Origin of the sequence: Ligilactobacillus salivarius (assembly GCF_035231985.1) — a bacterium.
Taxonomy (GTDB): Bacteria; Bacillota; Bacilli; order Lactobacillales; family Lactobacillaceae; genus Ligilactobacillus; species Ligilactobacillus salivarius.
In genome coordinates, this window is sequence record NZ_CP117983.1 from 604,377 (window position 1) to 628,262 (window position 23,886).

The 23,886-nt window shown below is 31.5% G+C and carries 26 protein-coding genes, 1 tRNA gene and 1 pseudogene; 22 read left to right on the plus strand and 6 right to left on the minus strand.

All coding sequences use genetic code 11. The features are described from left to right. Window positions 1–67: 67 nt before the first annotated feature. Window positions 68–943, plus strand: coding sequence for a translation elongation factor Ts (gene tsf, locus PTA89_RS02910; RefSeq protein ID WP_003699817.1), 876 nt, complete (start codon window positions 68–70; stop codon window positions 941–943). Window positions 944–1,229: 286 nt separating this feature from the next. Beyond that, window positions 1,230–1,550: a hypothetical protein gene (locus PTA89_RS02915; RefSeq protein WP_003699818.1), complete on the plus strand. Its 321-nt coding sequence runs from the start codon at window positions 1,230–1,232 to the stop codon at window positions 1,548–1,550. 63 nt (window positions 1,551–1,613) lie between these two features. On the opposite strand, the gene PTA89_RS02920 is transcribed toward PTA89_RS02915, so the two are convergent. Continuing rightward, complete coding sequence (locus tag PTA89_RS02920; RefSeq protein WP_301265591.1) at window positions 1,614–2,336, minus strand: deoxynucleoside kinase; 723 nt, start codon at window positions 2,334–2,336, stop codon at window positions 1,614–1,616. A 204-nt stretch (window positions 2,337–2,540) separates the two neighbouring features. On the opposite strand from PTA89_RS02920, the gene purE reads away from it, so the two are divergent. The 3 genes and pseudogenes from purE (at window position 2,541) to purB (ending at window position 5,449) form a co-directional block, all read left to right on the plus strand. Next, on the plus strand, window positions 2,541–3,029 hold the full coding sequence (gene purE / locus PTA89_RS02925; protein ID WP_301265590.1) for a 5-(carboxyamino)imidazole ribonucleotide mutase: 489 nt from the start codon (window positions 2,541–2,543) through the stop codon (window positions 3,027–3,029). After that, the gene (gene purK / locus PTA89_RS02930) at window positions 2,992–4,143 is read left to right on the plus strand and encodes a 5-(carboxyamino)imidazole ribonucleotide synthase (protein ID WP_050806380.1); all 1,152 of its coding nucleotides are present in this window, start codon (window positions 2,992–2,994) and stop codon (window positions 4,141–4,143) included. Before purE ends, purK begins: the two co-directional genes overlap by 38 nt. A gap of 11 nt (window positions 4,144–4,154) precedes the next feature. After that, window positions 4,155–5,449 (plus strand): annotated as a pseudogene (purB, locus tag PTA89_RS02935) (adenylosuccinate lyase). Window positions 5,450–5,513: 64 nt separating this feature from the next. Here the strand turns inward: purB and PTA89_RS02940 are convergent. After that, window positions 5,514–6,410: an IS3 family transposase gene (locus PTA89_RS02940; RefSeq protein ID WP_003709279.1), complete on the minus strand. Its 897-nt coding sequence runs from the start codon at window positions 6,408–6,410 to the stop codon at window positions 5,514–5,516. Window positions 6,411–6,412: 2 nt separating this feature from the next. Continuing rightward, window positions 6,413–6,931, minus strand: a complete 519-nt coding sequence (locus PTA89_RS02945) for a helix-turn-helix domain-containing protein (RefSeq protein WP_003709280.1) — start codon at window positions 6,929–6,931, stop codon at window positions 6,413–6,415. A gap of 147 nt (window positions 6,932–7,078) precedes the next feature. Here PTA89_RS02945 and PTA89_RS02950 point away from each other — a divergent pair, with 147 nt between their 5' ends. Next, entirely contained in the window at window positions 7,079–8,056 is a 978-nt protein-coding gene (locus PTA89_RS02950; protein ID WP_301265588.1) for a choloylglycine hydrolase family protein, read from the plus strand. 79 nt (window positions 8,057–8,135) lie between these two features. Here PTA89_RS02950 and PTA89_RS02955 read toward each other — a convergent pair. Further along, window positions 8,136–8,209: transfer RNA gene (locus PTA89_RS02955), tRNA-Arg, on the minus strand. Between the two features lie 232 nt (window positions 8,210–8,441). Here PTA89_RS02955 and PTA89_RS02960 point away from each other — a divergent pair. Together PTA89_RS02960 and PTA89_RS02965 are read left to right on the plus strand one after the other, a co-directional pair. Further along, window positions 8,442–9,128, plus strand: a complete 687-nt coding sequence (locus tag PTA89_RS02960) for a response regulator transcription factor (protein ID WP_003699827.1) — start codon at window positions 8,442–8,444, stop codon at window positions 9,126–9,128. Between the two features lie 19 nt (window positions 9,129–9,147). Then, the gene (locus tag PTA89_RS02965) at window positions 9,148–10,638 is read left to right on the plus strand and encodes a HAMP domain-containing sensor histidine kinase (RefSeq protein WP_324177379.1); all 1,491 of its coding nucleotides are present in this window, start codon (window positions 9,148–9,150) and stop codon (window positions 10,636–10,638) included. 200 nt (window positions 10,639–10,838) lie between these two features. Here PTA89_RS02965 and yidC read toward each other — a convergent pair whose 3' ends face one another. Beyond that, window positions 10,839–11,762 (minus strand): membrane protein insertase YidC, encoded by a 924-nt coding sequence (yidC, locus tag PTA89_RS02970; protein WP_301265586.1) that lies wholly within the window; start codon window positions 11,760–11,762, stop codon window positions 10,839–10,841. 107 nt (window positions 11,763–11,869) lie between these two features. After that, entirely contained in the window at window positions 11,870–12,142 is a 273-nt protein-coding gene (locus PTA89_RS02975) for an acylphosphatase (RefSeq protein WP_003705923.1), read from the minus strand. Window positions 12,143–12,254: 112 nt separating this feature from the next. Here PTA89_RS02975 and PTA89_RS02980 point away from each other — a divergent pair, with 112 nt between their 5' ends. From PTA89_RS02980 to recN, 14 genes are all read left to right on the plus strand, one after another. Beyond that, the gene (locus PTA89_RS02980; protein ID WP_201898836.1) at window positions 12,255–13,418 is read left to right on the plus strand and encodes a hydroxymethylglutaryl-CoA synthase; all 1,164 of its coding nucleotides are present in this window, start codon (window positions 12,255–12,257) and stop codon (window positions 13,416–13,418) included. Between the two features lie 110 nt (window positions 13,419–13,528). Then, entirely contained in the window at window positions 13,529–14,410 is an 882-nt protein-coding gene (locus PTA89_RS02985) for a hypothetical protein (protein ID WP_003699835.1), read from the plus strand. A gap of 1 nt (window position 14,411) precedes the next feature. Continuing rightward, window positions 14,412–15,407, plus strand: a complete 996-nt coding sequence (locus PTA89_RS02990) for a hypothetical protein (protein ID WP_003704088.1) — start codon at window positions 14,412–14,414, stop codon at window positions 15,405–15,407. 30 nt (window positions 15,408–15,437) lie between these two features. After that, window positions 15,438–15,890 carry a hypothetical protein gene (locus PTA89_RS02995; protein WP_003708058.1) on the plus strand — a complete coding sequence of 151 codons (453 nt, stop codon included), beginning with the start codon at window positions 15,438–15,440 and terminating at the stop codon, window positions 15,888–15,890. A gap of 133 nt (window positions 15,891–16,023) precedes the next feature. Beyond that, a complete protein-coding gene (efp, locus tag PTA89_RS03000) occupies window positions 16,024–16,581 on the plus strand; it encodes an elongation factor P (protein WP_003699839.1) in 558 nt (185 codons plus the stop codon). A gap of 16 nt (window positions 16,582–16,597) precedes the next feature. After that, window positions 16,598–17,020: an Asp23/Gls24 family envelope stress response protein gene (locus PTA89_RS03005; RefSeq protein WP_003699841.1), complete on the plus strand. Its 423-nt coding sequence runs from the start codon at window positions 16,598–16,600 to the stop codon at window positions 17,018–17,020. Then, a complete protein-coding gene (nusB, locus tag PTA89_RS03010; RefSeq protein ID WP_003704084.1) occupies window positions 17,020–17,415 on the plus strand; it encodes a transcription antitermination factor NusB in 396 nt (131 codons plus the stop codon). Before PTA89_RS03005 ends, nusB begins: the two co-directional genes overlap by 1 nt. A 144-nt stretch (window positions 17,416–17,559) precedes the next feature. Then, window positions 17,560–18,417, plus strand: coding sequence for a bifunctional methylenetetrahydrofolate dehydrogenase/methenyltetrahydrofolate cyclohydrolase FolD (gene folD / locus PTA89_RS03015; RefSeq protein ID WP_003705927.1), 858 nt, complete (start codon window positions 17,560–17,562; stop codon window positions 18,415–18,417). Continuing rightward, window positions 18,410–19,750, plus strand: coding sequence for an exodeoxyribonuclease VII large subunit (gene xseA, locus PTA89_RS03020; RefSeq protein ID WP_003708051.1), 1,341 nt, complete (start codon window positions 18,410–18,412; stop codon window positions 19,748–19,750). Before folD ends, xseA begins: the two co-directional genes overlap by 8 nt. Next, window positions 19,750–19,977 carry an exodeoxyribonuclease VII small subunit gene (locus tag PTA89_RS03025; protein WP_003699848.1) on the plus strand — a complete coding sequence of 76 codons (228 nt, stop codon included), beginning with the start codon at window positions 19,750–19,752 and terminating at the stop codon, window positions 19,975–19,977. Before xseA ends, PTA89_RS03025 begins: the two co-directional genes overlap by 1 nt. Continuing rightward, complete coding sequence (locus PTA89_RS03030) at window positions 19,967–20,860, plus strand: polyprenyl synthetase family protein (protein WP_003708049.1); 894 nt, start codon at window positions 19,967–19,969, stop codon at window positions 20,858–20,860. Before PTA89_RS03025 ends, PTA89_RS03030 begins: the two co-directional genes overlap by 11 nt. 2 nt (window positions 20,861–20,862) lie before the next feature. After that, window positions 20,863–21,690 carry a TlyA family rRNA (cytidine-2'-O)-methyltransferase gene (locus PTA89_RS03035; protein WP_003704070.1) on the plus strand — a complete coding sequence of 276 codons (828 nt, stop codon included), beginning with the start codon at window positions 20,863–20,865 and terminating at the stop codon, window positions 21,688–21,690. Between the two features lie 24 nt (window positions 21,691–21,714). After that, window positions 21,715–22,173 (plus strand): arginine repressor, encoded by a 459-nt coding sequence (locus PTA89_RS03040; protein WP_003699854.1) that lies wholly within the window; start codon window positions 21,715–21,717, stop codon window positions 22,171–22,173. 4 nt (window positions 22,174–22,177) lie between these two features. Further along, entirely contained in the window at window positions 22,178–23,845 is a 1,668-nt protein-coding gene (gene recN / locus PTA89_RS03045; RefSeq protein ID WP_081530304.1) for a DNA repair protein RecN, read from the plus strand. The last annotated feature ends 41 nt before the right edge of the window (window positions 23,846–23,886 follow it).

Consider the following 23,886-nt stretch of genomic DNA (forward strand, 5'->3'; position numbering starts at 1 on the left):
TGTGGGCAAATAGCCTCAGTTTGAGACAGCTTTTTTAGTAATTTTAATTTTAAGGAGGCCAATTAAGATGGCAAAGATTTCTGCTGCTCAAGTAAAAGAGTTACGTGATAAAACAGGCGTTGGTATGATGGACGCTAAAAAAGCTTTAGTTGCTGTAGAAGGTGACATGGAAAAAGCTATTGATTTCTTACGTGAAAAAGGTATGGCAAAAGCTGCTAAGAAGAGTGATCGTGTTGCTGCTGAAGGTTTAGCAAACGTTGCTGTAAATGGTAATAAGGCTGTTATTGTTGAAGTTAATGCTGAAACAGACTTTGTTGCACAAAATGATCAATTTAAAGCATTAGTAAAGCATATTGCAGACGTTATTGCTGAAAACACACCTGCTGATGTAGAAGCTGCTTTACAATTAAAGACAGATAAAGGTACTCTTAACGATGAATTAATTGAAGCTACACAAGTTATTGGTGAAAAGATTAGTTTACGTCGTTTTGAAGTTGTTGAAAAGGCAGACGCTGACAACTTTGGTGCATACTTACACGATGGTGGACGTATTGCTGTATTGTCAGTAGTAGAAGGTGCTGATGAAGCTACAGCTAAGGATGTTGCTATGCACGTTGCTGCTATTAATCCTAAATATGTAAACCGTGATGAAGTTCCAGAAGCTGAGGTTGCACATGAAAAGGAAGTTCTTACAGAAGAAGCTAAGAATGAAGGTAAGCCAGAAAAAATCATTGAAAAAATGGTTGCTGGTCGCTTGAACAAGTTCTTTGCAGAAGTTGCATTGGATGATCAAGACTTTGTTAAGGATCCTGATTTAACAGTTGCAAAATATGTTGCTTCTAAGAATGGTAAGGTAAAATCTTTTGTTCGTTATGAAGTTGGCGAAGGTATTGAAAAGAAAGAAGAAAACTTTGCTGAAGAAGTAATGTCTCAAATTAAATAATATTTAATTTAGTTGCTGTAAATGTTGGTTTATCAACGTTTATGGCAACTTTTTTATACTTTTATATAGCATTAATAAGTTTATGTCGATTATCGTATAGGGAATATTACTTAGTTAATATTAAATAAAATAACAATTCAGCACTTGTAAAGGAATAATATTATGTTATAACAAAATTTTGTATAAATATAGTGATCAATTTTAAAATTAAGATTCTTTATAGCTAATGTATGGTATAATTATATGTGAAAGAATTTTGTAGGAAATTGTCAAAGGAGGGTTGGACATGCTGAGGAAAACAAAGAATTTTTTGAAGGCCAATGGAGTTTACTACGAAAAAGAACATGTTAATCCACTAATGGTTCCTGAGAGAGTTTATGTATTAAAATTTGGAATCGATGAAAAAACAATGAATAATCGTTTTATCGTCGAATATACGTATACATGGACTGGAAGAATTAAGATTAATAAGATTTCCTTACGTTTACATGGACAGCAACATCCGCGTGAATTCAGAAATGAGGCACAGTTGTTACAATATTTAAAGAAACATTCTAAGAGATATGTAAAAGGTAAAGAAATATCAAATAAAAAACGTAGTAAATAGTAAATGAACTATAATTAAATAAAAATCCGTTCAAGAACTTGTTAAAATTCTTGAACGGATTTTTTAATTTTCAGTATATAGTTTTAAATGTTCATCTCTAGATATTTTTCCCATGTCTAAAAGAGTATCAGCAATAGTATTGAGAACAAATTGACGATCTGATTTATTTTCTACAAAATCGTATTTATCGCCGTCTATTACTAGTAATGGGGATTTATCATAAGTACGTTCCCATTCGTCGTAGAATTCTAATAATCGTTTATAGTAATCTACTAAAGAAGGATCATTTGTAACCTGTTCATATTCACGTCCTCGTTTTTCAATACGCTTGATCATTGTAGGATAAGAAACTTTAATTAGAATCATCAAGTCTTTATGATTTTTAGGGGTTGCTAATTTAATTTCATCTAGCATATTTTTTAATAATTCTTGATAAATTTGATACTCTATTTGGGTTGCATTACCTAATTCTGTATTCATTCTCATGAACATAGCGTCTTCATAGATAGATCTATCTAATATATTATTATCCCCACGCATAGCTTCTTTTATCATTTTGAAACGACGATTTAAGAAGAAAGTTTGTAAAAGGTAAGTATAAGGATTGGTTACATCAGTAGCACCAACAGCTCTTTTTTTTGCTGCCAATTCATTTCCTTTATAAAATAGTGGTAAAACAGGATTATCAGTAACTGGTTCAAAGAAAGGTGTAGTATTTAATTCTTGAGATAATAATTTTGTTAAACTAGACTTTCCAGAACCAATAATTCCAGCTAAAGTTATCAAAAGTAATTCCTCCGTTAAAATAAACTTACATTTAATTTTACCTTAAGTGAAGCAATAATTCCAAAATATTATTATTTAGTGATAAAGTTCGTATTTTTGCGATATAAGTGTACTTTTTACCACGTATTTAAAAATAAAATTCGAATTTTACTTTGACATCTAAGGCGCATTTTGCTATTCTATGTTTGTCTAGGAGGGATAATTTTGAAAAGAGAAGTAGCAATTGTAATGGGTAGTATTTCTGATTGGAATACTATGAAAGAGGCAGCTGAAATTTTAGAAAATTTTGGAATAAACTATGATAAAAAAGTTATTTCAGCTCATAGAATGCCAAAAGAAATGTTCGCCTTTTCTGAAACCGCAAAGGATAAAGGGTTAAAAGTAATTATAGCTGGAGCTGGTGGTGCTGCACATCTTCCGGGAATGGTAGCAGCTAACACTATACTACCTGTTATTGGAGTCCCAGTTAAATCGCGTGCATTAAATGGAATGGATTCATTATTGTCGATTGTACAAATGCCAGCTGGAATTCCAGTAGCTACTACAGCAATTGGTGCTTCAGGTGCTAAGAATGCAGCATTATTGGCGTTGCAAATTTTGGGAATTAATGATGAAGAAATAGCTGAAAAATTAGTTTTATTTAGAAAAAAACAGCATGATGATGCAGAAAAGAGCGGTGAGCAACTTGGATAGTATGATAATGCAAGGAAAAACAATTGGAATTATCGGTGGAGGACAGTTAGGGCAAATGTTGTCATTTTCTGCAAAAAAAGCTGGAATGAGAGTTATAATCTTGGATCCTAATCCAGATTGCTCAGCGGGACAAGTTTCAGATGAACAGATTGTAGCACCTTATGATGATATAGACGCAATAGAGGAACTAGCTGATAAGGCCGATGTATTAACCTATGAATTTGAAAATGTTGATCTTAATGCATTAGAGAATGTTAGTAGCAAAGTAGAAATCCCTCAAGGTACGGAATTATTAAGAATTACTAAAGATAGAATAAGAGAAAAAACTTTTTTGCAAAAAAGTGGGTTAAAAGTAGCCCCATTTGCTGAGATAAATAAATTTTCAGATTTAAAAAAAGAGATAAATGAAATAGGTTATCCAGCAATCTTAAAAACATGCGAAGGAGGGTATGATGGTAAAGGACAATTAGTTCTCAATTCAGAAAAAGATTTAGTTGAAGCTGATGAAATTATAAAGTTAGGACAATGTATTTTAGAAGGAAAAATAAACTTTCAAATGGAATGTTCGGTCATGGTAGGAAGAAATCTTAGAGGTGAAATTACTGCATTTCCAGTAAGCGAAAATATCCATCGTAACCAGATATTACACGAAAGTATTGTACCAGCTAGAATTTCGAGTGAATTACAAGAAAAAGCAAAAGAAACAGCGGTAAAAGTAGCTGAAAGCTTGAATTTGTGTGGAATCTTAGGAATTGAAATGTTTATAGGTGAGGATAATGAGATTTACATAAATGAATTGGCACCTAGACCACATAATTCAGGACATTACTCAATAGAAGCATGTAATTTTTCACAGTTTGATATTCATAATAGAGCTATATGTAATTGGCCATTACCTAAAATTGAGCTATTAAAGCCAGTAGTGATGGTGAATGTTTTAGGACAACATGTTGAGAAAACACAAGAATTGATACCAAAAAAACCTACATGGCAATTCCATGATTACGGTAAAGGTGAAATTCGTGTTGATAGAAAAATGGGACATGTTACAATATTAACAGATGATATAAATAAAACACTTGATGAGATTGCATCAACTCATGTATGGGATTAAAGGAGAGTAAAATGATTTCACGTTATACACGTCCAGAAATGGCAGCAATTTGGAATGATGAAAAAAAATACGAATGTTGGTTAGCAGTTGAGTTAGCTGCGGATGAAGCTTGGGCAAAGCTTGGTCATATTCCTGATGAAGATGTTGAAAAATTGAAAAAAATGCAAAGATAAATGTAGATCGTATTGCAGAAATAGAAGAAGTAACACACCATGATGTTATTGCATTTACGCGTGCTTTGTCTGAAACATTAGGTGATGAAAAGAAATGGGTTCATTATGGATTGACGAGTACAGATGTCGTTGATACTGCCTATGGTTATCAATTAAAGCAAGTAAATGATATTTTACGTAAAGATTTACAAGAATTTAAAGAAATTGTTGCTTGTAAAGCTAAAAAGTATAAGAATACTGTTATGATGGGACGCACTCATGGAGTCCATGCAGAACCTACTACATTTGGCTTGAAATTAGCAAGATGGTATTCTGAGATTAATCGTGATATTGAACGTTTTGAACATGCTGCTAAGGGTGTAGAAGCTGGTAAAATTAGTGGTGCTGTTGGTACATTTGCAAATATTGATCCTTTTGTTGAAAAATATGTATGTGATAAATTAGGAATTAGAGCACAAGAAATTTCTAGTCAAGTTTTACCAAGAGATTTACATGCTGAATACTTATCTGCATTGGCTTTAATTGCTACAAGTTTGGAAGAATTTGCAACTGAAATTAGAGGATTGCAAAAATCTGAAACACGTGAAGTAGAAGAATATTTTGCAAAGGGTCAAAAGGGATCTTCTGCAATGCCACATAAGCGTAATCCTATTGGTTCTGAAAATATCTGCGGATTAGCTAGAGTCTGCCGAGGACACATGGTAACAGCCTTTGAAAATGTTTCTTTATGGCATGAACGTGATATCTCCCATTCATCAGCAGAAAGAATAATTTTACCTGATACTACAATTTTGATTGATTACATGTTACATCGTTTTGGAAAGATTGTTGAGAATTTAACAGTTTTCCCTGAAAACATGAAACGTAATATGGATAGAACATTCGGATTGATTTATAGTGGACGTGTACTTTTGAAATTAATCGATACAGGAATGAGTAGAGAAGAGGCATACGACTTAATTCAACCAAAAACTGCTGAATCTTGGGATAAGCAAGTTCCATTCCGCCCTTTGTTAGAGCAAGATGAAGAAATTTCTAAGCGTTTATCCAAAGAAGATTTAGATGATGCGTTTGATTATCATTGGCATTTACGTCATGTAGATGACATTTTTAAACGTGTGGGATTAGAATAATAAAATATATATTAACAGAAGTGTATGAAGTGCAACAAAAAAGTTAGACAAAAATAAAATATTTTCAAGCAGCTAAAACATGGGTTCGGTAATCAACCGGACTCATGTTTTTTGTTTTATTGGAAATTCGGTCATTATTGTACCAATTGACATACTTGTTAAAGAACTGTGTGAACTGAGAAATACTCTTACATTTCTTTATTTCAGGCTGTGATTCAACTTTAAAAAGATGGAAAAAGCTTTCCATTGGAGCATTATCTAGGCAGTTTCCCTTGCGGGACATACTTTGAATTAAACCTAATGAATCAATCTTTTCACGGTAATATTCTAATTGGTAGTGCCATCCTTGGTCAGAATGAATAATTGGATTAAAGTTATTGGGGAGGTTATCCTCAAGCTGACTTAATGTATCCATAATCAACAGTTTATTGGGGTTTTGGCTAACAGAAGCGGCTAAAACTTCTTTGGTAGCTTGATCTAAAATAACTGACATGTAAGCCCAGGTCGAATCACCTAAACGTACTTGTGAAACATCCGTATGAAGAACAGTAAAAGGAGATGTAGCATCAAATGTTTGGTTTAACAAGTTATCAGCTATCTTACCAACTGTACCTTTATAAGAAGAATAGTGATTATTTTTACGGCGATTATACATAGCTGGTTGTACACCTAATTCGTTCATTAAGCGACGTAAAGTGGCTTCAGCCATGTGATATCCAGCTTTCTCAAGAAGTGGCATTATACGGCGATAGCCGTATGTGTAAGAACCTCTCCATTTACCTTTTTCCGCTATTTCCTTGATTACCACCTTAACATCAGCATACTTATCATTTTTATTGATGATACGTTTGCGTTCGTCGTAATAAGTTGGTCGCTTCAAGTCAATCGTTTTTAGAAGCTCACCAATCCCATATCTTTCCTTTTTGGGCAAGTTCTGTTGATCCACCCTGATCTGATCCACAATTATTGTTTTCTCCTTGGCTTTGAGGGTCCGAACAGGGTCAACGATTTTTTTAAGATATCACGCTCCATTTTAACTTGACGTAATTCACTCTTTAATGCCGTAATTTCATCACTTTCCTTTTTTAAGATTTTACGTGCATTCTTCTTTGTCATTTTTGACATCTTACTTGGCCTACCTTTCTTCTTGGGTTTCAAGGCCTCAGATCCACCTTCCATAAACAACTTCAACCAGATAGATATCTGTGAACACAAAAGATTATGGGAAGCCGCTACTTTGGACATTGAAACATCATTATTTAGGTAGTAGTTTATCACACGAAGTTTAAAATCAACAGTAAATTTACGTTTGAAATGTCGTAATTTCAGCCCTTCGGGTCCTTTTAAGTTGTATACAGTCCACCATTTTTCTAAGGTATCCTTTGGTAAAGAATACTTATTTTCTAACCATCGTTGTGAACAGCCAGTATCTAGATATTCCTGAATAATATCTAATTTGAATTTTTGAGTATATTTAGTCATACGAAAAAAGCACCTCACAATCGCTAGACTTTGTCTAACAATTGTAAGGCACTTCAGTATTTTATAATATGCTTCTGTTTTTTTGGTTTAAAATACTTGTATTTTGAGATAATTATATGATAAAAGTAATTTGAAGGAAGTGATGAAATGTGTACAAGTGTTAGTGTTATTTCTGAAGATGGAATACATGTTATGGGAAGAACAATGGATTGGTATGATCTTTATGTGAAACCTATGTATGTTCCTAGGGGATATCAGTGGAAATCAGCATTTGATAATAAAAAATATACAAACAAATATGCTATAGTTGGTGGAGGTTTTCAAGATAATAATTATATTGATTTAAGTGATGGAGTTAATGAATGTGGGTTGATGGCCCAAAAATTGACATTTTCTAATGGAGCACAATTGGTTGATGATAAGCATGATGATAAAATCCAACTTGAAGCATATGAATTTGTTACTTATATACTTGGAAATTTTTCTTCAGTAACTGAAGTAGAAGAAAATATAGAGAAAATTGAACTTATGAGTAATGTAATTAATAATACAAAACATGGTGGATCAGAGTTACATTTTAGTCTTTCAGATGAGAGTGGACGAAATATTGTAGTTGAACCTAGTCAGCACCCAATGAGAATAATTGATAATCCTTTAGGGATAGTAACTAATATGCCTAAATTTGAGCGTCAGTTGGCAAAATTAGAAAATTATATGGAATTTACTGATGAATTTAAAGAAAATTCGATTAAATATGGAAAATTTCATGTAACTACTGGAAAACTGGGTGGCAAGAAGACACCACCGGGATCTTACTCTCCAAGCCAAAGATTTATTCGTGCATCTTATTTAAAGGAACTTGTTGATAAGCCTAAAACACGCGATGAAGCCGTATCATTAGCGTTTGGTATATTAAATACAGTTTCAATTCCTAAGAGTAAAGCACATAGACCGACGTATACAGTTTATAGAGCAGTTACGGTATCAGAGGATAGGACTTATTATTATCAAGCAAATGGGCAAGCTACAGTTAGTGGAATTAAATTAGATGAAGAGCTAATTCAAAATACAGAACCGATAGTATTTAATGTATCGAATATATGGAATCCACAAATGTTAAATTAATAAAAAAGTTGCAGACTTCAAGATCTGCAACTAAAAATAAAAAAGATCAGGACAAAATCCTGATCTAATAATTATGAAATGATCCGGGTGAGATTCGAACTCACGACCGTTCGCTTAGAAGGCGAATGCTCTATCCAGCTGAGCTACCAGACCATCACAACAAAAATTATTATATGGTATATACTTATAAATGTCAATTGATTTTTTCTAAATAATAATATTTTTTTGTTAGAAGAATATTTTTCTAATGATATTAGAATTGATTGCTATAAATAGTTTTAAGTATAACTTTAATGATAGGCATTTTTGTGGTAAAATGTTAAAATTGCAATGAGTAGAATTTAAGATATAATTTATTTGTCATTATTATATAGGAGTGTCGTATATGAGCAGAATTTTAATAATTGAGGACGAAAAAAATTTATCTCGTTTTGTTGAACTTGAATTACAACATGAAGGATATGAGACAGAAGTATGTAAAAATGGACGACAAGGTTTAGAGTTGGCACTGGACGAAGATTGGGATGCCATTTTATTAGATTTAATGTTACCTGAGTTAAATGGTTTGGAAGTTTGTCGTCGTGTTCGTCAAGTAAAGAATACACCAATTATCATGATGACTGCAAGAGATTCGGTTATCGACAGAGTTTCAGGTCTAGATCATGGAGCAGATGACTATATTGTAAAACCATTTGCTATCGAAGAATTACTAGCAAGATTAAGAGCCGTTTTGCGCCGTGTAGAGCTAGAAAATGAACAAAACGGAAATAAACAAACAACACTAACATATCGCGACTTAACTATTGAAAAGGAAAATAGAGTTGTAAGACGTGGAGATGAAATCATAGAGTTAACTAAGAGAGAGTATGAACTACTATTAACGTTGATGGAAAATATAAATGTTGTTTTAGCTAGAGACACACTTTTGAAGAAAGTATGGGGATATGAAACACAAATAGAAACAAATGTTGTGGATGTTTATATCCGTTATTTACGTAATAAGATTGATCGTCCTGGAGAAGACAGCTATATCCAAACAGTTCGTGGTACTGGATATGTAATGCGTTCCTAAAAATTAAGGTGTTGATAATATGGAAACGACAAATGAAAAGAAAAAGAAAAAGTTTTTTTCGATTAACTTAAAATGGTCGTTGGGAACGGGTCTAGGTGTTGTTATAATTTTTGCTGTTTTTGCAACACTTTTATTTCAAAGTTTTTCCAGTCTTTTAATAAGACAAGAAAAGGGACATTCAGAAGAGGCGATGAATGCTGTAACTTTAAGGTTAGCGCAATCTAATAGTACACTTACAGATACTGGTGTAAGGGATATTCTTAGCTCTTCTTGGAATGATGATATTCAGAATAGGAAACAAGCAGCAATATATTCTGATTCTGTTTTGACTGCAACTTCAGGAAAAAATATAGGAATCAGTGTTTATAGTGTTAATAAAGAATTGCTATTTGCTTCTAGAGGAGTATTAGTAGATTTTTCTAGCAAAAATAAACAAAAAATTATGAAAATCAATGGACAAACTGTATATATAGTTAGAAGACCTGTTTATTCTAATAAAAGTGATAAATTAATTGGATATGTACAAGTCACTAATAAATTAGCAGATTACGATGCCACTAGACATAAGTTAATATTAATATTTATTGTTTTTGGTATAACTGCTGGGTTAGCTAGTGCTTTAGTTGGATATGTACTTTCAGCATGGTTATTAAGGCCAATAGAACTTATAAATGAAACTATTGGTAAAATAAATACAGATGATGAAAGAGACTCCTTAGCTAACGTTAGAGTTCCGATTTTAAATCAAAATGATGAACTATCAGAATTAAGTAATTTATTTAATGATATGCTTGATAGAATGGAAAGATACATTCAACAACAACAACAATTTGTAGAAGATGTATCGCATGAATTGAGGACACCTGTGGCAATTATTCAAGGACATTTGGACTTATTAAGTAGATGGGGCAAGGATGATCCACAGATATTGGAAGAATCTATTTCAGCATCATTACAGGAAATAACAAGAATGAAAAGTTTAGTTCAAGAAATGTTAGATTTATCGAGAGCAGAACAAGTAGAGTTGCAATTTGGTAATGAAGTTAGCGATGCAAGAGAAGTAGGATTACAAGTATTCAATAATTTTAAGATGATACATCCAGATTTTACGTTTGTTTTGGATAATGATTTAAAAAATAATACACCAGTAAAAATTTATAGGAATCATTTGGAACAAGTGTTAATTATTCTAATGGATAATGCAGTAAAGTATTCTCAAGATAGAAAAGAAGTTCATATGTCAATTTCAAAGAATAGTAAGTTAGTTGAATTTGTTGTTCAAGATTTTGGGGTTGGAATTTCACAGGAAAATATAGATAAGATTTTTGATAGGTTTTATCGAGTTGACAAGGCACGTAGCCGAGATAAAGGTGGTAATGGACTTGGATTGTCAATTGCTAGAAAGTTAGTTGAAGGCTATCATGGATCTATGTCTGTTGAGAGTGTCGAAGGACAGGGTTCCTTATTTAGAATTTCTTTACCATTGATAGACTTAGATAATAAAAAATAGGAAGTATGGCAAGTAAGTCATACTTCTTATTTTTTATATAGCTTTAAGAATGAAAGTGGTTAAAAAAGAGGCTAGGGGAAAACCGTATTTTTAGATGAATTTTAGAAAATAGTTATATTAAAAGCCACTAGGAATCAACGTTTTTAGTAACGCGATTTCTAGTGGCTTTTTCTAGTCTCGATATAAAAAGTTATATTTGATCATTTCTTACGATTTTGTTTGCCAGCGTTTCTCTTGCGATTTTTTTCATGCATATCGTTAGAAACTGAGGTTACTTTCTTTTCATCATCAGTTTTCTTTGCAGGTGATTCAACGGTAACTTTTTTAATTGGTTTATTTTTCAGCTCTTTTTTAATATCCTTACGAATTCTAGGACGCATGAAATTAATAATTAGAGTTTGGATGCAAGCAAAAATACCACCAATAAAGAAATATAATCCTAAACCAGCAGGGGAAATGTATGTCATTCCGGTTAGCATTACTGGAGATACAATAATCATTGATTGCATTTGCTTTTTTTGTTCTTCAGGTAGTCCTAATGTAGACAACCAACCTTGTAAAGCATAAATAATAAATGTTAGTACAACAAAAGTAAAACTTCTATGACCTAAGTTGATCCCCATAAAAGTTGTTTTAGATAACTCAGGAGAATATTGTATTGCCGCATATAAAGCAGCAAAGATAGGCATTTGTATAAGCAATGGAAGACAACCAATTCCACCAACCATAGAAATATTATTTTCTTGGTAAAGTTTCATCATAGCTTGACTAGCAGCATTTCTTTCTTCAGGAGTCTTAGCATTTTTTTGCTGTTCTTGAATTTTAGCAAGTTGAGGTCTAATCATTGCAATTTTTTCTTGTTGAATGGTTGCTTTTTTAGATTGATTAATCATAATAGGCATCATAATTAATCGAACAATGAAAGTAATAACTATGATTGACCAGCCATAGCTTCCACCTAGAACACCGGATAGCCATTCCAATAAATGTTGAGTAGGTATAGCTAACTTTTCGTAAATGAATCCATAGGGTTTTCCATCCTTGGTTCTTTGTACACAACCACTTAATAATAGAGTGATTGTGAGAAATGAAGGTAATAGTATGTATTTTTTATTTTTATTCATTAATAATTCCCTTTCATATTTATTCTGTAGAATACTATACTTGATTAAACGTTTTTTTTCAATATAAAAATAAACAAGCGGATACAGTGAAACGCTTGTTTAAACAACTAATAAGTTACAGAAAAGTCATTATATGTTTTTACAGGAATTTCTGAAACTTCAATTTTTGTAACTTTAGCAAATGGATTTTTGGGAGCTTTTATAGAAGATATGAATTGCGATAGTAATAAACTATTTCCTTGTGCTTCAATATAAACAGTTCCATCGCTTTGATTACGTACGATTCCCTTAATACCCATATTATCAGCGATAGCTTTAGTTGTATAACGGAATCCAACACCTTGGACGGTACCGAAAACAATAATCTTATAATTTTTCAAACTTATCACCACCTATTATCATTATACTAAAAAATAAGACATGAACGTTTAATAACCTTAAAAAACGTGATAACATAAGTTAGATAACTAATTGAAAGTAGAGTGTATATTGATGGATATAGGAATTGATAAAATTAATTTTTTTACTTCTAATTTATACGTAGACATGACTGAACTAGCAATTACCAGAAATGAAGATCCAGATAAATATCTTATAGGTATAGGTCAAAGTAAAATGGCAGTAATCCCACCTACTCAAGATATAGTTACAATGGGTGCGAATGCTGCAGAATCTATGCTCACGGATGAAGATAAAGAAGAAATTGATTTGGTAATTGTGGGGACAGAATCAGGGATAGATAATTCTAAATCAGCAGCTGCTTATATTGCTGATTTGTTAGGCCTGAGAGATGATATTAGAACTTTTGAAATAAAGCAAGCATGTTATGGTGCAACAGCTGCGTTACAAATGGCTAAAGCACAAGTTGCGTTAAATCCGGATAGTAAAGCGTTAATTATAGGTGCAGATATTGCTAAATACGGATTGAATACTCCTGGTGAAGTAACACAAGGTGGTGGAGCAGTTGCAATGTTAGTTAGTGCTAATCCTAAATTATTGTCATTCGAAGGAGGTTCAACATATCTATCACGTAATATAATGGACTTTTGGAGACCTCTTGGACATAGCGAGGCTTTAGTTGATGGAAAATATTCATCAAACGTATATTTAGACTTTTTTAATAATGTTTATAGTAATTATAAAGATAAGACTGGATTTACTATTGATAATTTTGAAGCTCTTTTATTTCATTTGCCATATACTAAAATGGGATTAAAAGCATTACGAGAAGCACAAAAAGATGCAGATGCTAAAGTATCAGCTAAATTAGCTCATAGATTTGAAGATTCACGCTTGTACAATCGACAAGTAGGCAATTTGTATACGGGTTCCTTATATTTAAGCCTATTATCATTATTAGAAAACAATGATGATTTAAAATCTGGTGACAGATTAGGTCTATTTAGTTATGGTTCTGGAGCACAGGGAGAATTCTTTGCTATGCTTTTGAGAAAGGATTATCGTAAATATTTAATGAATACAACAAATGAGTTTCTACAAAAAAGAACACGTATTTCTGTCGAAGAGTACGAAAAAATTTATTTAAGGAGCTTACATTATGAAAATAATAGTGAATTAGATTTAGATATGGATGATGCTCAATTTGTTTTAACAGGCATAAAGGAAAATCAAAGACAATATAAAAATAGAATTTAAATAATTTTTATTCTAATCTTAATTATGTCAAGCTTTAGAACTAAAGGAATATTTGGTAAAATAAGATTATAGTTTTATTTAAAAATTAATGATTATTAAGGAGAGTTCAAATGGCGGATTCAAACCAATTTAATTTATCAGACCATGACTATGCGACAAAAGAGTTATCTAACTCATTGATAAGCAAAATAGAATATTTAAAGGTTTTAAACGATGCTATTGACGAGCAAGACGACCGATTAGTTTATCAATTAATAGACGGTCAACGTTACTCCAAAGAAATTTTAAAAGCAAAACATAGCGTAGCAGATATAGAAAATGAAAGTTTAATTTTAGATGTTCATGATAAAATAAGTGCTTTTTTGAGTAAAAAGTTAATTACTTATTTACGTGAAATGTATCCTTTCTTTTATTTTGAAGAGATAGGTGTAGGGCGTTTTCAATTTTATTTTGGAAATTGGTGGGGACGACGCTTATTTGGTGAATTAGATGTATTGAATGTCGAATTCAAATTTAATGCTGAAGAATACGAAAAGTTATCTCGAGCATTTGAATTAGAAGTAGAGAATAAAAGATATAATACAGATGAAATTAATAAAATTTCTGAAGAGACAGATTCTTTACAAGAATTAATAGACGGACAAGACAGTCGTGATCAACGTAAAGATGAAATAAGAAAAGAATTGAAGAGACAATCTCAGGAAAAAGTAAGTTTCTGGGAGCAATCTAAACAAAAAGAACAAAGACAAAAGTTAATGTCGGAGTTATCAAAACTAACTGATTTAGATGAAGCAGCAAATAATGCGTATCAAAAGATTCGTGAAAATGAAGAAAAAGTTTTGAATTTATCGAAAGAAGATACATTATTAGGCTATGAAAAGCAAAGTATTATTACAAAGTTTGGTACATTTGAAAACTTTATTGACCATAATAATTCTCTATATCGTGATTATATTGCTGATTTAATTGCAAGAAAAGGGAGAGTAGATTAGTATGGAAAAAAATAATAGCAATGGTACTGTTACCTTTTACCCTAATAACTATGAAAATAGTGAGGAAGATGTACACTCTTTAAGTACTAAAGGAAGACTTCTTTCATATAACAATCAACTAAAAGATAGTTTACATAATGGATTGAAGTTCACAGAGTTATTGGATGAACTTATAGAAACTACGGATTCCCAAAATTTATTAAGAGCTGCAATGGAACTGACTCTATTTCAACTAGATACGGCTTATTTAGTTTTTCCTCAACAATATAGTCAATCTGATTATTATTTGATCTTTTTAAATAGATTATTACAGTTACATCAAAACGAACAGGTTATACTACAGTCATCCGATAGAAATGATGAATTGTATCATGAATTTCCAGGGATAAATCAAAATGGCTACTTCACTTTTAGAATAGATAATACAGAAGAAGGTGGGGCTTACTATACTGAAAAAAATACAGGTGAAATTTTGTTCTATCTTAACTTCCAAAGAAGAATTTTACATTTCAATAGTAGAGCTATCACTAACTTATTAGTTGTTGATTATAGCAAGACATACAATTATGAAACTGTGAAGAAGTTTGAGATGTATTTAATGGCTTTAGGAGAATATTTCAAAAAAGATTATGGATTTGATGTGGACTTTAACATTATGGATCCTTCCAATAGTACATTCTATCAATTTGGTAATACAGGTATTCCTCAAGCGGCTCTAGATAAATTATTTATTCAAGCTGCGAGAGAAAACTTTATGTTAGTAACAGGATTGCATAATGAAGCTATTTTGAAACTGGATAATGGTGTTGAAGTTACAATTTATGATAAATCAATAGAAGATAGTAGTGCTACATTAAATAAGTGGGGATTAGTTGTTACAGATGATGATCATAAAGTATCTTGGTTTGATTTACTGTTCCAATATGATTTTATTCGTACATGGTACTTAGATAATTTAAGTAGTTTAGAAATACAATCTAATCCTTTATATTTCTAATTATAAATTTTTGCTGAGGGTCTAATTTATATGGATATTAATGAAATAGCTAAAAAAGTTAGAGGAAGAGAAATTAAGTTGTTTTTACCAACAAAAGTTTTAAATCCAGAAGAAAAAGTAGCTGGACTCTATGTAGGTTTAAATATTTATTTGGTAAAGATGATGGAAAATGTTCGTAATGAGAATAGAAAAGAACTTATAGAATATTTTTGTGAGACAATGGTATATTTTATAAGTATTGCTAATGAAAAGAAATGGCTCTACCTATTATTATTAAATGAAGAACAAATGTCAAATTTTAAGTCTAAATGGCATAGTAAATCATATAATAGTGTTTATTTAATTATTCAACAACAGATAAATAAGTGCTATTTTAGTCATCAAAGTACAGAATTTGTACATGCGTGGCATATGTTAATAAAATTTGGCTTGGTAGAATTAGGGATAAGTCCAGAAGAGATAGAAGATTATTTTAATCAATAAAACTAAGAATAATTTGAAATAAGCTTGCAAAAGAGTATTCATTCTTGATACTATTTATAGGTAGCTAATTGATGGGAATACTTATGTCTTTTATTTAATGTATTTCGCTAACATAATTTTAGGAGGATAAACAATGATTTCAGTTAACGAATTTAAAAATGGTTTAACTATTGAAGTAGATGGTGAACTATGGCGTGTTGTTGAATTTCAACATGTTAAGCCAGGTAAGGGATCTGCATTTGTACGTTCTAAATTAAAGAATTTACGTACAGGTGCTGTACAAGAAAAAACATTCCGTGCGGGTGAAAAAGTAAATCAAGCACAAATAGATCGTAAAAAGATGCAATATCTATATGCTGATGGTGATAACTATGTATTTATGGATACAAATACTTACGAACAGCTTGAATTACCAGGTTCACAAATCGAAGAAGAACTTAAATATATGAAAGAAAACATGGTAGTAAGTATCATCATGTTTGGTACAGAAACATTAGGTGTTGAATTACCTAATACAGTTGACTTGGAAGTTAAAGAAACAGAACCTGGCATCAAAGGTGATACATCTTCAGGTGGTTCTAAACCGGCTACAATGGAAACTGGCTTAGTAGTACAAGTTCCTTTCTTTGTTAGTGAAGGAGACGTTTTAACTATTAATACAAGTGACGGTACTTACATTTCACGTGCTTAGTTAAGAGGTGTTTTTAATGGCAGATAATATCGTCTTAAAAAACGAAGAAACAAATGATTTAGGTAGAATAGAGATGGCACCTGAAGTTTTGGAAATTATTATTGGAATTGCAGCTGCTAAGGTTGATGGAGTTTATTCAATGAGAGGATCATTGGCTAATAATATTTCTGCACTTCTTGGTCGTCAAAATCGTGGTAAAGGTGTAAAACTAAGTAATACAGATACAGATTTAGCTGTTGATGTATATACTTTCCTTAATTACGGTGTCTCTGTTCCTAAAGTAGCTAATGAAATTCAAGAAAAAGTACGACAACAAGTATTGTTTATGACTGGGATAGAATTAGCGGCAGTTAATGTTCATATTCAAGGTATGGTTCCAGAAAAAGAAGAACCTACAGTTGATCCTAACAACCTATTTGAAGAAAATGGTGACGAATAATGAGCTTGAGTAGACACGATATTAGAAAAATAGCATTTCAAACTTTGTTTGCATTAGGAAGTAATCCAGATGCAAATAGTGAAGACATTTATCGAGAATTACTAGATGAAGATAACAATGATTCTGATTTATCATATTTAAACGAACTTGTAGATGGTGTTCTAGACCATCAAAGTGAAATTGATATGGAAATTACTAAATATTTGAGAAAAAATTGGAATATTGGTCGACTTAATAAAACTGATTTGATTATCTTGAGAATAGCTATATTTGAAATTAAGTATAGTGATGTTGCTAGTAAGATTGCTGTTAATGAAGCTGTTGAATTGGCAAAGGAATTCAGTGATGATAAGTCATATAAATTTGTAAATGCTATTTTACAAAACTTAATATAAAAATGAAATACAGTTATATCACTGATATAGCTGTATTTTTGATTATATAATTAGTTTTTTTAATTATTTTGAGAACGTGCGCATTAGATAGATCATTTATGGTAAAATTTATTTTATGAATTAATGTTTAAAGGGAGAATTTTTATGGTAGCAACAATATTAGATGGGCGAATGTTATCTAAAAAAATAAGAACTGACGTATCTAAAAAAGTTAGCTTATTAAAACAAGAAGGGATAACTCCAAAATTAGTAGTAATCTTAGTAGGTGAAGATCCTGCTAGTCAAGTTTACGTAAGAAATAAAAGAAGGACTGCACATGCGTTAGGTATAGAGGCTGTAGATATTAGATTGCCTGAAAATGTTGAAGAAGATGAATTAATTAGGTTAATTGATGAATTAAATAGTGACAGAACTGTTCATGGTATTTTAGTGCAATTGCCGTTACCAAAACATATAAATGAAAATAAAGTAACCCATAGAATTATACCCGAAAAAGATGTAGATGGATTTCATCCTTTAAATATCGGAAAACTATTTATGAATATACCTGGACCATTACCTTGTACTCCAAGAGGAATTATGGAATTTTTCAAGGAATATGATATTCCTGTTTCAGGAAAAAGAGTTGTAATTGTCGGCAGAAGTAATATTGTAGGTAGACCAATGGCTGCATTGCTGGTAAATAGTGATGCTACTGTGACAATAGCACATAGTAAGACTAAGAATTTAGCTGAAGTGACAAAGCAAGCTGATATTTTGATTGTTGCTATTGGTAAAGGTGAGTTTATAGATGAAAATTATGTAAAGAAAGGAGCTGTTGTGATAGACGTGGGTATGAACAGAAATAATGATGGAAAATTAGTTGGCGATGTTAATATGGAAAGTGTGAGCAAAGTAGCCAGCTATATAACCCCAGTTCCTGGTGGTGTAGGGCCAATGACAATTGCAATGTTGATGAAACAAACAGTAGAATTAGCAGAAAGAAGTGTTGCTGGTGAGTAAAGAATATTTAACGGTAAGTGCTCTGACAAAATATTTGCATACTAAATTTACTCGTGATCCTTATTTAAGAAGGGTATATTTAACAGGTGAAATATCTAATTTTAGACGTAGAGCTACACATCAGTACTTTAGTTTAAAAGATGATAATGCTGTGATAAGTGTAATGATGTTCCAAAGTGCCTTTTCAAAAATAAAGTTTGAACCAGAGGAAGGAATGAAAGTTCTGGTCTCTGGGAGAGTTGATTTATATGAAAAATCCGGAAGATATCAAATAATTATTGATACAATGCAACCTGATGGAGTAGGAGCATTATATCAAGCATATGAACAATTAGTAAAAAAATTACGAATAGAAGGATTGTTTAATGAAGAATTAAAGAAGCCTTTGGTTAAATATCCCAAAAGAATTGCTGTTATTACCAGCCCATCTGGTGCAGTTATTAGGGATATTATTACTACAACACGTAGACGCTATCCAATTGCACAATTAGTTTTATTCCCAGCAGTTGTTCAAGGGGATGATGCTGCTGATTCTTTAGTTGGAAGACTAAAACAAGTAAACGAAGATGGAAATTTTGATACAATAATTATTGGTAGAGGTGGAGGATCAATAGAGGATTTATGGCCTTTTAATGAAGAAAAGGTCGCTAGAGCAATTAGTGATAGCAAGATCCCAGTTATATCTTCTGTAGGTCATGAAACTGATACAACAATTGCAGATTTAGTAGCAGATGTTAGAGCTGCTACACCTACAGCAGCTGCCGAATTAGCAACACCTGTATTGAGCGAAGAAATAGTGAAGATTAAGCAGTATCGTTTAAGAATAATACAAGTTCTAAAAAATAAAGTATCCAGTTATCAACAAATTTTAGATAAGGTGTGCAGTTCATATATTTTGCAACAACCAGATAGACTATATACAGGGTATGCGCAAAATTTAGATTCATTGATTAATAGAAAAAATCAAGCTTTTAAAAATTTAGTTTATCAAAATGAAAAACAATTACAGTTATTAGAAAGTAATTTACAACATAATAATCCAAGCATTAGAATTAAAGATGAAAAAAATAATTTACAACAGTTATTAGAAAAAATGCATCTAGGGATGTTAGGTGTTTTTAATGATAAAAGCTATAAATTAGAAAAATTAATGTCATCTTTAGATATGTTAAGTCCATTGAAAGTTATGAATAGAGGATATAGTTATATTTTAAAAGATGGTAAAACAGTAAAAAATGTTAAATCATTACAGCCAAATGATGATGTAACACTTTATTTTGAAAATGGTAGTGCTGAAGCTAGAATAACAAAAATTAGAGAGGAAAAAGAATAATGGCAGAAAAAGTAACTTTTGAACAAGATATGAAGAACCTTGAAGAAATAGTAAAAAGACTTGAGCAGGGAGACATTCCATTAGAAGAAGCAATTGAAAAATTTAAACAAGGGATGGATTTGAGTAAAAAATTACAAAATACACTTCTACAAGCAGAAGAAACATTGACTAAAGTAATAGATGATAATGGAGATGAACAATTATTTGAAAAAGAAAATGAGGATTAGTAATTTAACTGAATTTGAAAAAATCTCACTCCCAAAATTAGAGAATGAGATGGATCTTTATTTAAATTCTTTGAATAGTAATCAAATTTTGAAAGAATCTATGAGATATTCAGTTGATGCTGGTGGAAAAAGAATAAGACCTTTATTGGTGTTAATTTCAGCGTATTCTTTAGGTAAGAAAATTTCAAAAAGTGATTATCAAGTGGCAGGTAGTTTGGAACTTCTGCATACCTACTCATTAATTCATGATGATTTACCAGAAATGGATAATGATGAATTAAGAAGAGGAAAGCCAACTAACCATAAAAAATTTGGGCAAGCAATAGCAGTTTTAGCAGGGGATGGTTTGTTAACGACTTCATTTGAATGGCTATCTCTTACTGATATTGATAACGATAAAAAAATAAAATTAATCTCACAATTAGCTTTGGCTGCTGGACCACAGGGGATGGTAAGTGGTCAAACTGATGATATTTTAGGGGAAAGTAAAAAATATAATTTGGAAGAATTGAAACATCTTCATGCAGGTAAGACAGGTGCATTGTTAAGATATGCTTGTGTTGCCGGAGGGATTTTGAGTGATGCTTCTGATAATCAATTAGAGTTACTAAGAAAATATGGTGAGAATTTTGGCTTAGCATTTCAAATTTATGATGACTTATTAGATGTAATTGGTGATGCCAAATCTTTAGGCAAAAATGTTCATAAAGATGAGATAGAAAATAAAAATACTTATCCAATTCTTTTAGGAGTACAGGGGACCAAGGAAGCTTTAGTTGAAGTTTTAAATAATACTGAGAATTTATTAAAAGAAATGGCGAATAATGATATTGCAATAGACCTATTTGAGCAATTGTTAGATTATTTTAAAGTAAGGAAGTAATTATGAAAAAAGAACGTGTAGATGTACTATTAGTTAAACAGGGATTATTTTCTACAAGAGAACAAGCTAAAAGGGCTGTAATGGCTGGCGAAATTTTAGGAGAGAACGAAGAAAGATTAGATAAACCCGGAATGAAAATTTCTGTAGATACTGAGTTACATTTTAAGGGGACAAAAATGCCTTATGTAAGTAGAGGCGGTTTAAAACTCGAAAAAGCACTTAAGGTATTTAAAGTTGATGCAAAAAATAAAACTATGTTAGACATAGGATCGTCTACTGGAGGATTTACAGATGTAGCTCTACAAAAAGGGGCCAAATTAAGCTATGCTTTAGATGTAGGAACTAATCAATTAGCTTGGAAGTTGCGTCAAGATGACAGAGTTGTTGTTATGGAGAATACAAATTTCAGATACAGTAAATTAGAAGATTTTACTAAAGGACAACCAGATTTAGCTACAATAGATGTTTCTTTTATTTCTTTACAGTTAATATTACCAACTTTACATGAGATTATTCAAAATAATGGTGATGTAATAGCTTTAATTAAGCCCCAATTTGAAGCTGGAAAAGAAAAAGTTGGAAAACATGGAATTGTAAGAGATCCAAAGGTTCATCTAGAAGTACTAAATAAAATCATAAGTTTTGCAGCTGAAGAAAATTACGATGTTGTTGAATTAGATTTTTCACCTATCACTGGTGGGGAAGGAAATATTGAATTTTTAGTTCATCTGGTATCTAAGGAAAGTGTTGGAAATATTTCGCCTAGTGTAAATCCTGAGTTAATTGTGAAACAAGCTCATGCTACATTAGATATTAAAAAGAAAGCATAATTATATGAGAGAGGGATGAACTGAATGAGAAAGCAAGTCAGACAGAAACTTATCAAGGAAATCCTCCAAGAAAATGTTATATATAAGCAAGAAGATATTGTAGAAAAGTTAAATGCTCGTGGAATAAATGTAACGCAAGCAACTATTTCTCGCGATGTAAAAGAAATGCAACTAGTTAAATTGCCAACACAAACTGGTAGTTATAGGTATAGTATGCCTACGCTAAAAGAAATTAATGTAGAAAAGAAATTGAGTGATACATTAAGTGAATCATATGTTTCTTCAGCACAAAATAGAGAACTATGTGTATTTAAAGTTTTACCTGGTAGTGGACCTGCAGTTGCTAATCTGATTGAACAAGCAAAATATCCGGAAGTTTTTGCGACTTTAGGAGATGATGCTACAGTCATGATATTTGCTTACTCAGAAGAAGATGCAATAAAAATGGAGAATAAGTTGTTAAATCTGATAAATATAGGGTGATTATATGTTACAAGAATTATCAATAAAGGATTTCGCCATTATAGATGAAATACAAATATCATTTCAACCTAAGATGACAGTATTGACGGGTGAGACAGGTGCTGGTAAATCAATTATTATTGATGCTCTGGGCTTATTAGCAGGAGGCAGAGGTTCTACTGAATTTATTCGTAAGGGTGAGAAAAAAGCTGTTATTCAGGGGTTATTTACATTACCTAGAGAAGCTAATACTTACAACATTTTGGAAGAATACGGAATAGATTCTGAAGATGGACAAATAATCTTGCAAAGAGATTTATATCGAGGCGGAAGAAATATTTGTCGCATCAATGGAATGATGGTAAATTTGGCAACTTTACGAAAGGTAGGAGAAACATTAATTGATATTCATGGGCAGAATGAGCATCAAGAATTGATGAAGCCAGAAAATCATATAGATTTGTTAGATGAATATGATAAAAAAACATCCCAGTTAAGAAATCAATATCAAGTTGTGTATCAAAATTATCGTAAGCTAAAATTATCAATGGAAAAAAAAGAAGCTGATGAGAAGGCCTGGGCCCAAAGACTAGATATGCTAAATTTCCAAGTCAAAGAAATTGAAGAAGCTGGTTTAAAAATTAATGAAGAAGATGAACTAGTCGAAGAAAAAAATAAATTGGATAATTTTCAAGCAATACATGATGCTTTAGAATTGAGTTATCAAATTTTATCTGGTGAAAAAATAGATGTAGTTGGAAATTTAGGAAATGCAATGAATGAGTTAAGCGATGTTTCAGATTTATCAGAAAATCTTCAAGAAATCAATACTAAAATTTCAGATGCTTTTTATAGTCTAGAAGATGCCGCTCGTGATATTTCAGATGAACTTGATTCAATGGAGTGGAATGGAGAAAGGTTAAATGAAATAGAGGAAAGATTAGAGTTGATCCACCAATTGAAGAGAAAATATGGTGATACAATAGAGGATATTTTGCATTATCATAGTAGAATTGAAAAAGAATTAAGAGAAATGGAAAATGCGGAACAAAATTCAGAAAAGCAAGAAAGACAATTATCTGAGGCATTAGAGAAAGTAAAAGAATTGGCAATAAAACTTTCGAAACAGCGGAAGAAAAGCGCTAAAAAATTAGAAAAAATGATCCATGAACAATTAAGTGCATTATATATGGACAAAGCTGTATTTGAAGTTAAATTTTTAAATAATTCTAAATTATATTCTAAAGGTATCGATAAAGTTGAATTTTATATTCAAACTAATCCAGGTGAAGAAATGGGCCCATTAGCTAAGATAGCTTCAGGTGGTGAACTTTCACGAATAATGTTAGCTTTAAAAACAATTTTTTCTCAAAAGATGGGTGTCACAAGTATTATCTTTGATGAAGTTGATACTGGTGTTAGCGGTCGTGTAGCTCAAGCGATTGCTGAAAAAATAAGCCAAATTTCAAATAATTCACAAGTTTTATGCATTACTCACTTACCGCAAGTTGCAGCAATTGCAGACAATCATTACTATATTTCAAAATCTGTCAACGATGGTAGAACAGAAACTTCATTAAAAGAATTAGATGAAAAACAAAAAATTAGAGAGATAGCAAGAATGTTATCTGGATCTGAAATTACAGAATTAACATTGAAACATGCAGAAGAATTAATTAAAATGTCAAAATAAAAAGCTAGGATTTGGTATTGTGTAACACCATATATTGGTAT